Genomic DNA, 14,855 nt, shown 5'->3' with positions numbered 1-14,855 from the left:
ATAAAGCAAAAACGGATGTAAAACAAGTGGGTTTGTGTTATAATAGTTTGAAAATTGCGTGAAAGAGGAAATCTATGAAAGAGTACAAGGTTATAATTTTTGATTTAGATGGAACCATTAGCGATTCCGGTGTTGGAATAACAAAGTGTGTTCAGTATGCTTTGAAGAAACTAAATATTATAGAAGAGGATTTGGAAAAATTAAAACATTTTGTGGGACCGCCTCTTAAAGATGAATTAATAAAAACTTATGGTTGTTCAGAAGAACAGGCAAAGCAGGGTGTTGAATTTTATAGAGAAAGATATACACCTATAGGAATATATGAAACAAGCCTGTATGAAAAGGTGGAGCAGTTACTTATATCTTTGAAAGAAAAAGGTAAAATCATTGCTTTGGCAACATCAAAACCGTTAGGCATGGCGAAGGAAGTTATTAAATATTTACATATTGAGCAATATTTTGATTATGTAATGGGAGCAGATTTAAATGGTCCTATACATAATAAGAACGATGTTTTGCTAGCTTTACTTAATGAAATTAATTCTGTAGATAAACATGAAACGGTTATGATTGGAGATACTATTTTTGACATTGAAGGTGCAAATTCAGTTGGAATAGATTCAATAGGTGTTTCATATGGATATGGAGTTGTAGAAGAAATGAAAGAAAAAGGCGCAAAGGCAATAGCAAATACGCCTATTGAATTGTTGGATTTAGTTTAAAGGAGTATGCTTTGAAAGAAAGAACTTTAGGAAGAAAACTTTGGGGTATAGTGACTCCAATGTTAATTTATTTATGTATACAAATAGCGGTAATAGTTATTATTCAGGGTGGAATTACAGCGTATGGTATTTTCCATGGCATGTCATTATCAAAACTTCAACAATATTTAACAGAAATTACAAATAGCTATGCTATGTTACTTACAGGTATTTCTGCACTTGGAACAATTCCGATTATGGGACTGATGATGAAACTTGATATAGACGCAGATAAGAGAACAGGTGATTTTAAAAGATATGAATCAGTAAAAAAATGGAAATATTTATTGATACTGCCGTTTGGAGCTTTTTGTATGTGGTGGGCAAGTATGCTTGTGTCAATATTACAAATGTTTATGCCACAGTTTATGATTGACAGTTATTCAAGTACACAGACTGCCATTAATTCAAGCTCATTTATATCTCAGCTTGTTACAGCAGGCTTCATTGCACCTATTGTAGAGGAAATGATTTTTAGAGGGCTGATTTATAAAAGATTAAAAGTCTTATCTAATGTTACAATAGCTGCAATTTTATCGGCAGTATTATTTGGGGTATTTCATGGAAACTGGATACAGGCACCATATACTATTATTATAGGCTTGCTTGCTGTTTGGTTATATGAAAAATATAAGTCAATTGTTGCTCCAATATTATTTCATATGGGAGCAAATATTACATCAGTGTTAGTTTCGGCAATGTCTGAGGCAGCGGCCACAGGAAGTGAAACAACAGAAACAATATCTAATAGCGAACTTATTTATGGCTTATTTACAGTGATGATTGTTTTTGCTTTGGCATCATTGGTTATTGGTGTTATAATAAACAAATTAGTCAAACCTAAGGAGGTATAAAATGAAATTATTAACAGTAGCTATTCCATGCTACAATTCAAGTGAATATATGGACAAGAGTATAAGAAGTGCAATTAGCGGCGGTGACAGAGTGGAAGTTGTAGTGGTTGATGATGGTTCATCTGATAATACATTAGAGATTGCGAACAAATATCAGAAGAAATTTCCTGATATTGTAAAAGTTGTTCATCAGGAGAATGGTGGTCATGGTGAAGCTGTAAATACAGGTATCAAAAATGCTACAGGTCTTTACTTTAAAGTTCTTGATAGTGATGACTGTCTTGGAAAAAATGCTTTACAGAAAGTCCTTGATTTATTAGAGGATATGGTTTCAAAAGATGCAGGACTTGACATGCTGATTTCTAACTTTATGTATGATAAGCAGGGAGCAAAGCATAAGAAAATTATGAAATACAAAAGTGCAATGCCTGTAGGAAGAATGTTTGGTTGGGATGAGTTACACTTTGGCACATCACAGTATTTATTAATGCACTCTGTTATATATAGAACAAAAGTATTAAGAGAATGCAAGATGCAGCTTCCAAAACACACATTTTATGTGGATAATATTTATGTGTTCCAGCCATTACCATATGTAAAGAACATTTATTACTTAGATGTATGTTTATACAAATACTTTATAGGAAGAGATGACCAGTCTGTAAATGAATCAATTATGATTAAGAGATTGGATCAACAGTATAGAGTCACACGTATAATGTTAGATGTATACAACAATACTGTTATAGAAAATAAACACACAGATGATGCCATGGTTCATTACTTTGATATGATGATGTGTGTCTCATCAATTCTTTCTATATTGGAAGGTTCAGAACAAAGATTAAAAGATAAAGAAAAATTATGGCAGGACGTTTTAGAAAGTAATCCTGTGTTATATCAAAAGGTTAGAAAGTCACTTCTTGGTAGAACAATGAATCTACCTGGTAAAGTTGGAAGAAAATGTTCTGTAATAGGCTATGCATTAGCTCAAAAAATATTTGGATTTAACTAAAATGAAAAAAGCTAAGTCTCATTAATGAAAAGGAATGTAAACCAAACATTAATGAGATTTAGCTTTTTATATTAGAAACTAAATTATTTTTTTATAAAAATAAAACAATTATAAGTATTATAATCTAAGAATTGTAATTATTTTCTTTTGTTTAAGAAATAAAGAACCTGATGTTGTTTAGGATCTTTAATTTTTGGAGCAGGAAATTCTGTATTTCTAAACCACCATTTAAATACTATAAAGTACATTATAAAAGCTAAGGCGGTTCCTGCTAAAACATCTAAAACAGAATGTTGTTTTAAAAACAATGTTGACATACATATCAAAATAGCTAATATAAGCGATATTACTTTAATATGTTTTCTTGAATTTAAGCCCTGCATGTGTGGACTTTTTACTAAACAAATGTGTGCGCTAATAGTCACGTATACGTGAAGACTAGGAAAAACATTTGTTGGTGTATCGTTATTGTATAGGAAATGGACTAAGTCAATAAGTATGTTTTCCCTACCGATATTAGAAAGTCGAAGTTCTAAACCGTTAGGATAGAATGTACATACCAGTAAAGCAATAGTCATTCCTGTAAACTCATAGGCACAAATACGATAAAATTCATTTTTTGAATGATAAAAAAGAAAAACAAATATAGCAGGTATATATAAAAACCATAATAAATATGGTATTACAAACCATTCGCAAAATGGAATAATATCATCCAAAGGACAATGCATAATATGAAGTCCCGGAAAATCTGCCGGTATATATTTTTCTAAAAGAATGAACCATGGCATATATATGAAAACATATAGTAAGGGCCATGCGTGTTTGTACTTACGAAGCTCATTGGTTATTTTGCTCATAAGTCACCTTCATCTAATTGTTTATTTATTTTGAACTAATGATTTTACGAGAAATAAATTTCGTAGACACCAATAGTATAATAGACACATTATATTAAAAAACTATTACAAAATGCACACAAATTTATAAAAATTTGATAGAATAGTTATGGTCTTAAAAAGTATAACATTGTGAAAAAAAAAAATAAAGAGTTATTGAGGATAAAAATAAAGACTTATTAAATATAAAAATATTAGAGTTATTTATATAAGAATATTAGAGAGTAATTGAAGAAGGTAGGAAAAATGAACATTAATGAAATTATTGCAGAAGAATTACAGGTAAAAGTTTGGCAGGTAGAAGCAGCAGTAAAGTTAATAGATGAGGGAAATACAATTCCTTTTATTGCCAGATACAGAAAACCTGTAACGGGAGAGTTAAATGACGAACAGTTAAGAGACTTAGACGAAAGACTAAAATATTTACGTAATTTAGAAGAGAAAAAAGAGACAGTTATTGCTTCTATTGAAGAACAGGGCAAAATGACTGATGAATTAATGAAGCAGATAAAAGAGGCTAAGACTATTGTTGCAGTGGACGATATTTACAGACCATACAGACCAAAACGAAAAACAAGAGCAACAGAAGCTAAGGCAAAAGGTTTAGAACCACTTGCAAATATTTTTCTTCTTCAAAAGAGTGAGAAGACACCGGAGGAAGAAGCGAAGAATTATATTAATGAAGAATTAGGTGTGGAAACAGTAGTAGATGCCATAAATGGTGCAAAAGACATTATTGCAGAAGCTGTGTCAGATAACGCAGAATATAGAAATGCCATAAGACATACGGTAATTAAGCATGGAAATATAACATCTAAGGCAAAGAATGAAGAGGAACAGACACCTTATGAAAATTACTATGCCTATAGTGAAGCTATTGATAAAATTCCAGGTCATAGAATATTAGCAATTAATCGTGGTGAAAAAGAAAAGGTACTTAATGTAAAAATAGAAATGCCTGATGAAAATATTATCAGAGTTTTGGAAAAATCCATAATTGTAGGCCAAAATCCTTTTTCAGACGTTTTAAAAGAAGCAATTGAAGATGGTTTTACAAGATTAATAAAGCCAGCCATTGAAAGAGAAATAAGAAACTATTTAACAGAAAAGGCAGAGGACGGAGCAATTTCAGTATTCGGCCAGAACTTAAAACAGCTTCTTATGCAACCACCAATTGCAGGAAAAACAGTATTAGGCTGGGATCCTGCTTTTAGAACAGGCTGTAAGCTGGCAATTGTAGATGAGACAGGCAAAGTATTATACACCAAAGTAATTTTTCCAACAGCACCACAAAATAAGGTTGAAGAGTCAATTAAGATTGTTTTAGATATTGTTAAGAAATACAATGTTAGCCTTATATCATTGGGAAATGGTACAGCTTCAAGAGAATCAGAAGCAGTTGTATGTGAAATAATTAAGAGATGCCCTACAAAATTAGAGTATGTAATAGTAAATGAAGCAGGTGCTTCTGTTTATTCTGCAAGCAAACTGGCAACAGAAGAATTTCCTAATTTTGATGTGGGACAAAGAAGTGCAACTTCAATGGCAAGAAGATTACAGGATCCATTAGCAGAACTTGTAAAAATTGAACCAAAGGCAATTGGCGTAGGACAATATCAGCATGACATGAATCAAAAGAAACTGGAAAATGTACTTGGAAATGTTGTGGAAGATTGTGTTAATAATGTAGGCGTTGATTTAAATACAGCTTCAGCATCTCTTCTTGAATATGTTTCAGGAATAAGTAAAACTCTTGCAAAAAACATTGTTGCATATAGAGAGGAAAACGGTCAGTTTACAACAAGAAAGCAGCTATTAAAAGTTGCTAAATTAGGTCCAAAGGCTTTTGAACAGTGTGCAGGTTTCCTTAGAATCAGAAATGGAAAAGAACCTTTGGATTATACAAGTGTTCATCCTGAAAGTTATACAGCAGCTAAAAAGCTTTTAAAGAAATTTGGTTACACAACAGAGAATTTGCTATCAGGAAATGTTAAAATTGCAAAAGATGTAAAAGACATTAAAGCTGTGGCAGAAGAAATTGATACGGACGAAATAACCTTAAAAGACATGATTGCTGAAATGGAAAAGCCGGGTAGAGATCCAAGAGAAGAAATGCCTAAGCCAATCCTTAAAAGTGATGTTTTAGATTTTGATGATTTAAAAGAAGGCATGGAACTTAAAGGAACTGTAAGAAATGTAATTGATTTTGGGGTTTTTGTTGATATTGGTGTTCATCAGGACGGTCTTGTTCATATTTCAGAAATGAGTGATAAGTTTATAAAACATCCATTAGATGTGGTATCTGTTGGAGATGTTATAAATGTGAAAGTATTAAGTGTTGATAAGCAAAGAAAGCGTATTCAGCTTACTATGAAATTATAATATAAGATTGCAGTTTGATGTAAGATGCTGCTTAATGTAAGATTACAGTTTGATGTAAGATTATAGTAGAAAAATGGTTTGCTTCCTATAAGGAGTCAAACCATTTTTTTGTATATTCAAGAAAGTTCTGTTCATCCTCTGTAAGTAATTTATCCTTATCCCAGGCGATGGCAAGAGAACGGGATACTTTTTCTTTAAGTGGAACTATTGTAACTTTATCTGAATGTTGCAGATTACAAAAAGTGAAATAGAAATAATACATAGAGTTTAAAAAGATAAAATTTACATAAAGGATGAAAAATGGTACAATATTCCATGTTGAAGGGGTTGGAAGACTTAAATTATATTTTCAAGAAAATTCTAAATTTCTAAAATAAGTATGAAAAGAATTTCCCGAATCCCCAATAAAATATTATATGCGGAGGAAGTGTTTATGAAAAAAAGAACATTAAAGTATTTATTTTTAATTGCTGCAATTATGTTTTGTGTAAGTAGTAATACAAAAGTTCAAGCAGCATCAGATTTTGTTATTAAAAAGAGTGGGCAGGAGTACATACTGACAGAATATAAGGGAAGAGATACTACAGTATATGTTCCTAAAAAAGTAACTATTATAAACGGTGCTTTTAAGAATAATAAGAAAATCAAAAAGATTGTTTTATCAGATAAGGTAGATAGTATTTATGATGGTAGTTTTGATACGTTGAAGAACCTGAAAGAAGTAGTTTTTTCAAAAGGTTTAACAACAATAGAAAAAGGAGCTTTTAGAAAGTGTCCTAAAGTAAAGAGCATTAAAATTCCTAAAAAATGCAAATATATAGGTGATTATGCTTTTGCCGGATTGTCAGGTTTGAAATCAATAAAAGTTGAAAAAGGCAACAAATCTTTTAAAGTGTACAAGGGAGCATTATTTAACAGTAAGAAGACGGAGTTAATTTGCTATCCAAGAAAATATAGTGGAAACAAAGTATTTACTGTTCCCAAAACAGTAAAAGTTATTGCAAGTTACGCGTTTAAGGATAATTGCTATTTGGAGAAATTAATAATCAAAGGTGATGCTTACGATGGTGGCTATGATGACATGAAGGCGTTTACTAATATGAAAAAACTCAAGACTGTAGTGTTTAAAACAACACAGAAGAGAGATAATATTAGTTTTCGTAATTGCAAAAAATTAAAAAAGGTTGTCTTAGCTGAAGGAACTGAAAAGATTATAGACAAGCAATTTTATGGTTGTAAAAATTTAACAATCATTAATATTCCAAAATCTGTGAAAATAATTGAAAAGAATGCATTTAAAGGTTGTCCAAAATTAAAATTGTAGAATGGAGAGAAAAGGCATCGAAGATAAGGTTATAAAAAACTTTATTTTCGATGTTTTCTTATGTAATGGAAAATTATTCTGGAGATTCTATTATGCCATAAAAGCTATAGATATGTCTATGAGATTTGGTTCTATAGCAAAGGAATAATAGAGTGGAATTTAGATATGCAAAATGGCCAAAATAAAAAATGTTAAAAAAAATAAAAAAAGTGCTTGACAATTTTCGCTCAAAAGTATATATTAATAAAGCAGTTTGAAAGCAACGGGATCTTAGCTCAGCTGGGAGAGCATCTGCCTTACAAGCAGGGGGTCACAGGTTCGAGCCCTGTAGGTCCCATTTATAAGTTTTCAAATGACAATTTAATAATTAACACTTACGTGTTATTCATTGTGGCGAGATAGCTCAGTTGGCTAGAGCACACGGTTCATACCCGTGGTGTCGAGGGTTCGAATCCCCCTCTCGCTACTTTTTTATTGCCCTAAAATATATTTTTTGTTTTAGGGTTCTTTTTTTACCAAAATTAAGGGATTAGATAACTTTTTTCGTTTTTGTACATAATATAATGATTTTATTAAAAAGTGTGGTATAATAAAAACATCTTTGCGGAAAAATATAATTTAATAGGAGAATACTATGAGAATAGGGATGGGATATGATGTCCATAAATTAGTAGAAAACAGAAAATTAATATTAGGCGGAGTGGAGATTCCATACGAGTACGGACTTCTTGGACATTCAGATGCGGATGTTGTTGTTCATGCAATTATGGACGGGTTACTTGGTGCGGCAGCATTAGGTGATATAGGAAAACATTTCCCTGATACTGATCCACAATATAAGGATATTTCAAGTATTAAATTATTGATGCATGTAGGAAAATTATTAGAAGAAAATAATTATGTAATAGGAAATATTGATGCAACAATTATATGCCAGAAACCAAAACTTGCACCTTTCAGGGAACAAATGGTAAAAAACGTGGCAGATGCATTAAATATTAATGTGAATCAGGTGTGCATAAAAGCAACAACAGAAGAAGGGTTAGGTTTTACAGGGGAAGGACTTGGAATTTCATCACAGGCTATTGTATTGTTAGAGGAGAATATACATAACAGATAGAAGGCAAAATATGAAAGATTATCAATTACACGAAATAAAAATAGAGGACTACAACCAAATAAATGAATATTACAATTTAAGAAGACCGGAGACGGCAGACAGTAATATACTTGATTTGTTCCTTTGGGAGAATTGTTATCCTACATGGTATTTTACAAATGAACATGGATTAATGTGGGTGGCAAAGAGTGAAGATAATCAATACTATTCATCAGTGCCTTGTTGCAGGGAAGAAGACTTGAAAGAATGTTTCCTTGAAACACAGGACTATTTCAACAATGTATTAAAGAAGAAACTAACAATGTACCTTGTTGATAAGAAGGCTCTTGAAACTTTAGATTTGCCGGAAGATGAATATATAGTAATACCTGACAGAACATACTACGATTATGTATATGATGCTGAAAAACTAAGAACTTTCAGTGGCAAAAAATACCACAAGAAGAAAAATCATCTAAATGCCTTTAAGAAAGAATATGAAGGTCGATACTCATTTAAGATTCTAGGTAAAGAAAATGAAAAAGAAATTTTAGAATATTTGGAAAAATGGAAAGAAACAAAAAGTCATGCTGAAGAATATGAGTTTATAGACAGTGAAGCAAAAGGAATCAAATACATTTTGGATAATGAAGAAGTTTTTGATTACAAAATTGGCGGTGTGTATGTAGATGACAAATTAGAGTCTTTCTGCATAGGAAATTATTATGAACAGGAAGATATGGTTTATTTGCCGGTAGAAAAGGCAAATCCGGAAATAAGAGGACTTTATCAGTATATTTGTAGCCAGTTTTTAATTGAAGCATTTCCACTGGCAGGAAAAGAAAACAGAGAAGATGACATGGGAATTGAGGGCCTTAGAAAATCCAAATTATCATATAATCCTATTTATATGGTAGAGAAATACACAATAATTCAGAAGTAGAGAGAGTGGTTATGGTAAGATTACTTGAGAATAATGAAAAAACAAAAATAAGAGATTTGTATGAGCATTGTTTTGAAGAAGATACAAAAGAGTTTGTTGATTACTACTTTGACAAACGAATTCGTGAAAATGAAGTAGTGGTTAATGAAAAGGATGGCGAAATTGTATCTGCTATTCATTTGATTCCAAAAGATGCAGTTGTAGGAAACCTGAAAACAAATGTAACTTACATTTATGCAGTTGCTACATGGGAAAAATATAGAAAAAAAGGATATATAAAAGAAATATTTCAGGACGTTATTTCAAGTATGTTTTTAAATATGGATGTTTTTACATATTTAATTCCATCAAGTCCTGAAAATGCAGAAATATATAGAAAATTCGGTTTCGAATTTGTTATGGACAAGCGGGAAATGATAGAGAAAGAGCATAGAAGAAAGCCAAGCCATTCTGTTATTAGAAGAAAAGCCGAAAAGTCAGATTTAGTAAAGTTATCAATTTTTGCACAGCAGGCAATGGATAGTAACCATCGCATTGCTTTATCAAAAGATTTAGACTATTTTAAGCAAATGCTTGAGTTAGTTGAAGTTGAAAATGGCGAAATAGAGTTGTTTATCCAAAAGAAAGTAATTGTTGGGTACAGAATATTTATAGATGGTGAAATATTAGAAGAAGTGTTAGACAGCAGTTTGCAGACTCTTAGTTGGCAAAGTGATGTTAGAAAACCATACGCAATGGCAAGACTTATTAATATTAGAAAAACATTGAGGTTGTTATCTTTTAAGGATTTTAAAGAAAGAACAATAAGGATTACAGATCCGATTTTAAAGGAAAATAATGGATGCTTTAAGATGAATTTCCATCATGGAAGTGTCAAATTAGACAAAATCGAAAATCAGGAAGACGTAGATTTTGATGTTAGTATTGGGGAACTTACAGCACACATATTTGGCTATAAAGAAATACCAAATTTTCCAACGGTTTGTAAAAAAGACAGCTTTTTCATAAACGATTATGTTTAAGAAAAGTGGTATACTTTAGAAATTGTGGTATTATAAAGAATTGTAGTGTCATAATTAATTAAGTATTTGACTGATAAGATATTAAATTAAAAATATAATGCATATATAGTAATTAGACGAATTTAGTTTGGAGATTAAAATGGGATTTTTTAAATTTTACAAAGAAGAAGTAGAAGTAATAAAGGATAGAGATCCTGCAATAAAAAAAGATATTGAGGCAATATTATATCCAAGTTTTTGGGCAATTTATAATTATAGAAAAGCTCATAAGCTATATTTAAAAGGAAAAGTTTTTAGAGCAAGACGCATATCACAAAGAACAGCCAGAAAGACAGGTATAGAAATTCATCCTGCAGCACAGATTGGTAAAGGACTATTTATTGATCATGGTCATGGTGTGGTTATAGGTGAAACAGCTATAATTGGAGAAAATGTTACTTTGTATCAGGGAGTTACCCTTGGAGGTACCGGCAAAGAAAAAGGTAAACGTCATCCTACTATAGGCAATAACGTTATGATTGGAGCAGGAGCAAAAGTACTTGGTTCCTTTACAATAGGTGACAACTCAAAAGTTGCAGCAGGCTCTGTTGTATTAGAGGAAGTACCACCAAACTGTACAGTTGTAGGTGTTCCGGGTATTGTGGTAAAACAGGATAATGTTCCGGTTCAGCACAATGATTTAGATCAGGTACACATTCCACATCCTGTACAAAATGAATTAAAGAGATTAAACGATGAAATAGAAAAGTTAAAAAACAAATAGTCTACATAAAGGAGATAATATGAAAATTTACAACACTTTAACAAAGAAAAAAGAAGTTTTTAAACCTATATCAGAAGAACAGGTTGGCATGTATACATGTGGACCTACAGTTTATCATTATGCGCATATTGGAAATCTTCGTAGCTATATTATGGAAGATGTACTTGAAAAAGAGTTGCGTTATGAAGGTTACAACGTAAAGAGAGTTATGAATATTACTGACGTTGGCCATTTATCAAGTGATGCTGATACCGGCGAAGATAAAATGTTAAAGGGTGCAAAAAGAGAACATAAGACAGTTATGGAAATTGCCAAATTCTATACAGATGCATTTTTCTCAGATTGTAAAAAATTAAATATTAAAACTCCTGACGTAGTTGAACCTGCAACAAATTGTATTGATGAATTTATTAATATGATTAAGGTTCTTCTTGAAAAAGATTATGCGTATGTAGCAGGTGGTAATGTATATTTTGATACATCAAAGCTTAAAGAATACTACACATTAACAAGTCATGATGAAGATGAACTTATGGTTGGTGTAAGAGATGATGTAGATGAAGACGAAAACAAGAAAAATAAAACAGACTTTGTATTATGGTTTACAAAATCAAAGTTTGATAATCAAGAGTTAAAATGGGATAGTCCTTGGGGTGTTGGTTACCCTGGATGGCATATTGAATGTTCTTGCATTAGTATTAAACATTTAGGAGAACATTTAGATTTACATTGTGGTGGAATTGATAATATTTTCCCACATCATACAAACGAAATTGCACAGAGTGAGTCATTTTTAGGTCATAAATGGTGCAATTACTGGTTCCATGTACATCATTTAAATGATAAGAGTGGTAAGATGAGTAAGTCAAAGGGAGATTTCCTTACAGTTTCATTATTAGAAAGTAAAGGTTATGATCCGGTTGTGTACAGAATGTTCTGTTTACAGTCTCATTACAGAAAACCACTTCAGTTTAGTTACCAGGTACTTGATTCTGTAGCTGCCGGCTATAAGAAGTTAAGAAACCGTATTGGCAAGCTTACAAATGATGGCGAAATAAATCAGGAATTAGTAAAGGAATACAAAGAAAAGTTCATTGATGTTGTTGGAAATGATTTAAATACAGCTTCAGGTATTACATTAGTATATGATGTATTAAAAGAAGATACTAATGAGGCAACAAAATTAGCTATTATAAATGATTTTGACAAAGTTCTTTCATTAGACCTTACAAAGGGTGCTATTGAAGAAAAGAAAGAAGAAAATATTGACAGCGAATTAGAAACATACATTAATGAAATGATTGCTAAGCGTGCAGAAGCAAAGAAAAACAAAGATTTTGCTATAGCAGACTCAATTAGAGATGAGTTAGCTTCTAAGGGAATTATTTTAAAGGATACACGTGAAGGAACAACTTACCATATTGAAAAGTAAGTTTAGCGAAAATGGAGATAATTCAAAACATGGATTTATTCGAGATAATAAAAAACAAAATGGAGTTAGAGGAGATAACAATTACTGATTATTCTCCTTTGACTTTGGCTTATATAGGTGATGGAATATATGAAATCATCATTAGAACAGTAATTGTTGACGAGGCAAACCGTCAGGTAAACAAAATTCATAAGGCGGCTTCTAATCTGGTCAAAGCCCAAACACAGGCAGAAATGATTCATTTAATTATGGATGATTTAACAGAAGAAGAAGTGAAAATCTACAAACGTGGAAGAAATGCCAAGGCAATTACAAGAGCCAAGAATGCATCAATGTCTGATTACAGAGTTGCAACAGGTTTTGAGGCACTAATGGGATGGTTATATTTAACAAAGCAGTCAGACAGAATGATGGAACTTATAAAAATGGCTGTTAGCAGATTTAAGAATAACGAAGAAAATAAGAGAGGTTAATTTTGAGATACGAGGAATTTGTAATAGAGGGACGAAATGCCGTAATTGAAGCTTTCAGAGCCGGGAAAACAGTAGATAAGTTGTTTGTGTTGGAACATTGCAAAGAAGGTTCAATGAACACTGTTTTACGTGAAGCAAAAAAACACGATACGATAATTAATTATGTAAAAAAAGAAAGACTTGATCAAATGTCAGAAACAGGAAAGCATCAGGGAGTTATTGCATATATTGCAGCTTTTGAATATGCAACAGTTGATGATATTTTGAAAAAGGCAGAAGATAAAGGGGAACCACCATTTGTTGTTATTTTAGATGATATTGAAGATCCACATAATTTAGGGGCAATTATCCGTACAGCAAATTTAGCAGGTGCCCATGGTATAATTATTCCAAAACACAGAGCAGCAGGACTTACGGCAACTGCAGTTAAAGCATCAGCCGGAGCAGTTAGCTACACACCGGTTGCCAAGGTTACAAACATCTCAAAAACAATAGAAGAGTTAAAAGATAAAGGTTTATGGTTTGTGTGTGCAGATATGGGTGGCACAACAATGTACGATTTAGACCTTAAAGGACCTATAGGTTTGGTTGTTGGAAACGAAGGAAAAGGTGTTAGCAGACTTGTAAAAGAAAAATGCGACTTTATTGCATCAATTCCCATGTTCGGAGATATTGATTCATTAAATGCTTCTGTGGCAACAGGAGTTTTGGCGTATGAAATCGTAAGACAGAGAATGAAATAAAAATACAAGCTACTTTCAAATGATTATGAAAGTAGCTTGTATAAATGATAAATAACTGAAATCAAAAAGAGTGCATTAAGTTTTAATGCACTCTTTTTAGCTATAAAGCTGCCTAGGGGACTTGAACCCCCGACCTCCGCCTTACCAAGGCGACGCTCTACCGACTGAGCCAAGGCAGCTTGCTGCAACAAATATTAGTATATAAAATTTATATTTTTTAGTCAACAGAATAATTTTCTTTTTGCACAAGTGTGCGTCCCTAATGGAGCACTTTGGGGGAATAAGAAAATGTGGATAAATTTCTTGCTGTATAAAACAGATATAAAATATATTAAAAAAGATCAAGAAAAAATGTTATATTCATATATTGTAAATAGGATAAATTTTTGATAAAATTTACAAGGAATGATAAATACGTTTCATTGACAAAAATGTTATATGTGATAGTATTAATTGATAGAAACTGAGAAAAGGGGAATACATTATGAACAAGAAAGTTTTATCAGTATTAGTTGACAATACATCAGGTGTATTGAACAGAATAGCAGGCTTATTTAGCAGAAGAGGATACAACATTGACAGCTTAACTGTTGGTGAAACTGAGAATCCACTTTATTCAAGAATGACAATAGTTGTAACAGGTGATGATGACATTCTTGAACAGATTATAAAGCAGATTACTAAATTAGAAGATGTTAAAAGAGTTGATGTTTTAGAACCATCTAATTCAGTAACAAGAGAACTTATTTTAGTTAAGATTAAGACAACACCTGAACAGAGACAGCAGGTTATGGCCATGACTGAAATTTTCAGAGCTAACATTGTAGACGTAGCAAAAGAAAGTGTAATGATTGAAATTACAGGTAGTCAGTCAAAGTTATCAGCGTTTTTAAGCTTATTAGAAGATTACGAAATCTTAGAACTTGTAAGAACAGGTATTACAGGTTTAGCAAGAGGTATTAAATAAAGTCGATTTAGGAATAGGCTAGGTAAAAAAGATTATTTTATAGTTTAACTATAATAAAATAAAAATATACATATGGAGGCAAAGAAATGTCAGAAGCAAGAATTTTTTATCAGGAAGATTGCAACTTATCATTATTAGATGGAAAGAAGATTGCAATCATCGGTTATGGTAGCCAGGG

At 31.8% G+C, this 14,855-nt stretch carries 14 protein-coding genes and 3 tRNA genes; 15 read left to right on the top strand and 2 right to left on the bottom strand.

Going from position 1 to position 14,855, the window contains the following annotated elements:
• Positions 1-74 precede the first annotated feature (74 nt).
• The 3 genes from DWZ69_RS03745 to DWZ69_RS03735 are packed head-to-tail and all read left to right on the top strand — an operon-like array spanning position 75 to position 2,630.
• Positions 75-722 carry an HAD-IA family hydrolase gene (locus tag DWZ69_RS03745; protein ID WP_117998973.1) on the top strand — a complete coding sequence of 216 codons (648 nt, stop codon included), beginning with the start codon at positions 75-77 and terminating at the stop codon, positions 720-722.
• 11 nt (positions 723-733) lie between these two features.
• On the top strand, positions 734-1,615 hold the full coding sequence (locus tag DWZ69_RS03740) for a CPBP family intramembrane glutamic endopeptidase (RefSeq protein ID WP_117998974.1): 882 nt from the start codon (positions 734-736) through the stop codon (positions 1,613-1,615).
• Position 1,616: 1 nt separating this feature from the next.
• Complete coding sequence (locus DWZ69_RS03735) at positions 1,617-2,630, top strand: glycosyltransferase family 2 protein (RefSeq protein ID WP_118436209.1); 1,014 nt, start codon at positions 1,617-1,619, stop codon at positions 2,628-2,630.
• Positions 2,631-2,767: 137 nt separating this feature from the next.
• Here DWZ69_RS03735 and DWZ69_RS03730 read toward each other — a convergent pair whose 3' ends face one another.
• Positions 2,768-3,490: a phosphatase PAP2 family protein gene (locus DWZ69_RS03730; RefSeq protein ID WP_243002564.1), complete on the bottom strand. Its 723-nt coding sequence runs from the start codon at positions 3,488-3,490 to the stop codon at positions 2,768-2,770.
• A gap of 285 nt (positions 3,491-3,775) precedes the next feature.
• Here DWZ69_RS03730 and DWZ69_RS03725 point away from each other — a divergent pair, with 285 nt between their 5' ends.
• From DWZ69_RS03725 to rlmB, 11 genes are all read left to right on the top strand, one after another.
• On the top strand, positions 3,776-5,911 hold the full coding sequence (locus DWZ69_RS03725) for a Tex family protein (RefSeq protein WP_118436207.1): 2,136 nt from the start codon (positions 3,776-3,778) through the stop codon (positions 5,909-5,911).
• 433 nt (positions 5,912-6,344) lie between these two features.
• Complete coding sequence (locus tag DWZ69_RS03720) at positions 6,345-7,235, top strand: leucine-rich repeat domain-containing protein (protein ID WP_158573358.1); 891 nt, start codon at positions 6,345-6,347, stop codon at positions 7,233-7,235.
• A 264-nt stretch (positions 7,236-7,499) separates the two neighbouring features.
• A tRNA-Val gene (locus DWZ69_RS03715) sits at positions 7,500-7,572 on the top strand.
• Positions 7,573-7,627: 55 nt separating this feature from the next.
• Positions 7,628-7,701 (top strand) — tRNA-Met (locus DWZ69_RS03710).
• 168 nt (positions 7,702-7,869) lie between these two features.
• Positions 7,870-8,355 carry a 2-C-methyl-D-erythritol 2,4-cyclodiphosphate synthase gene (ispF, locus tag DWZ69_RS03705; RefSeq protein ID WP_117998978.1) on the top strand — a complete coding sequence of 162 codons (486 nt, stop codon included), beginning with the start codon at positions 7,870-7,872 and terminating at the stop codon, positions 8,353-8,355.
• A 10-nt stretch (positions 8,356-8,365) separates the two neighbouring features.
• Positions 8,366-9,277: a phosphatidylglycerol lysyltransferase domain-containing protein gene (locus DWZ69_RS03700; protein WP_117998979.1), complete on the top strand. Its 912-nt coding sequence runs from the start codon at positions 8,366-8,368 to the stop codon at positions 9,275-9,277.
• Positions 9,278-9,288: 11 nt separating this feature from the next.
• Positions 9,289-10,299 (top strand): GNAT family N-acetyltransferase, encoded by a 1,011-nt coding sequence (locus DWZ69_RS03695; protein WP_118436203.1) that lies wholly within the window; start codon positions 9,289-9,291, stop codon positions 10,297-10,299.
• Between the two features lie 139 nt (positions 10,300-10,438).
• Positions 10,439-11,062, top strand: coding sequence for a serine O-acetyltransferase (gene cysE / locus DWZ69_RS03690; protein ID WP_117998981.1), 624 nt, complete (start codon positions 10,439-10,441; stop codon positions 11,060-11,062).
• Positions 11,063-11,081: 19 nt separating this feature from the next.
• Complete coding sequence (gene cysS / locus DWZ69_RS03685) at positions 11,082-12,494, top strand: cysteine--tRNA ligase (protein ID WP_118436201.1); 1,413 nt, start codon at positions 11,082-11,084, stop codon at positions 12,492-12,494.
• A gap of 29 nt (positions 12,495-12,523) precedes the next feature.
• Positions 12,524-12,967 (top strand): ribonuclease III domain-containing protein, encoded by a 444-nt coding sequence (locus DWZ69_RS03680; protein ID WP_022164861.1) that lies wholly within the window; start codon positions 12,524-12,526, stop codon positions 12,965-12,967.
• 2 nt (positions 12,968-12,969) lie between these two features.
• Positions 12,970-13,710, top strand: a complete 741-nt coding sequence (gene rlmB, locus DWZ69_RS03675) for a 23S rRNA (guanosine(2251)-2'-O)-methyltransferase RlmB (protein ID WP_117998983.1) — start codon at positions 12,970-12,972, stop codon at positions 13,708-13,710.
• A 106-nt stretch (positions 13,711-13,816) separates the two neighbouring features.
• Here rlmB and DWZ69_RS03670 read toward each other — a convergent pair.
• Positions 13,817-13,889 (bottom strand) — tRNA-Thr (locus DWZ69_RS03670).
• A 305-nt stretch (positions 13,890-14,194) separates the two neighbouring features.
• Here DWZ69_RS03670 and ilvN point away from each other — a divergent pair.
• Positions 14,195-14,677 (top strand): acetolactate synthase small subunit, encoded by a 483-nt coding sequence (gene ilvN / locus DWZ69_RS03665; protein WP_117998984.1) that lies wholly within the window; start codon positions 14,195-14,197, stop codon positions 14,675-14,677.
• Positions 14,678-14,855 lie beyond the last annotated feature (178 nt).

The sequence above is a fragment of the Eubacterium sp. AF34-35BH genome, from assembly GCF_003477765.1.
In the GTDB taxonomy this organism is placed as follows: Bacteria; Bacillota; Clostridia; order Lachnospirales; family Lachnospiraceae; genus Eubacterium_G.
Note: the sequence above shows the minus strand (reverse complement) of the source record. Positions and strands in the feature narration are given on the sequence as shown.

Bases quoted from the DNA above. Each gene is read 5' to 3' on its own strand.
- ilvN (WP_117998984.1), top strand. From the start codon at position 14,195: ATGAACAAGAAAGTTTTATCAGTATTAGTTGACAATACATCAGGTGTA.
- cysE (WP_117998981.1), top strand. From the start codon at position 10,439: ATGGGATTTTTTAAATTTTACAAAGAAGAAGTAGAAGTAATAAAGGAT.
- DWZ69_RS03720 (WP_158573358.1), top strand. From the start codon at position 6,345: ATGAAAAAAAGAACATTAAAGTATTTATTTTTAATTGCTGCAATTATG.
- DWZ69_RS03700 (WP_117998979.1), top strand. From the start codon at position 8,366: ATGAAAGATTATCAATTACACGAAATAAAAATAGAGGACTACAACCAA.
- DWZ69_RS03725 (WP_118436207.1), top strand. From the start codon at position 3,776: ATGAACATTAATGAAATTATTGCAGAAGAATTACAGGTAAAAGTTTGG.
- ispF (WP_117998978.1), top strand. From the start codon at position 7,870: ATGAGAATAGGGATGGGATATGATGTCCATAAATTAGTAGAAAACAGA.
- cysS (WP_118436201.1), top strand. From the start codon at position 11,082: ATGAAAATTTACAACACTTTAACAAAGAAAAAAGAAGTTTTTAAACCT.
- DWZ69_RS03695 (WP_118436203.1), top strand. From the start codon at position 9,289: ATGGTAAGATTACTTGAGAATAATGAAAAAACAAAAATAAGAGATTTG.
- DWZ69_RS03730 (WP_243002564.1), bottom strand. From the start codon at position 3,490: ATGAGCAAAATAACCAATGAGCTTCGTAAGTACAAACACGCATGGCCC.
- DWZ69_RS03745 (WP_117998973.1), top strand. From the start codon at position 75: ATGAAAGAGTACAAGGTTATAATTTTTGATTTAGATGGAACCATTAGC.
- DWZ69_RS03735 (WP_118436209.1), top strand. From the start codon at position 1,617: ATGAAATTATTAACAGTAGCTATTCCATGCTACAATTCAAGTGAATAT.
- DWZ69_RS03680 (WP_022164861.1), top strand. From the start codon at position 12,524: ATGGATTTATTCGAGATAATAAAAAACAAAATGGAGTTAGAGGAGATA.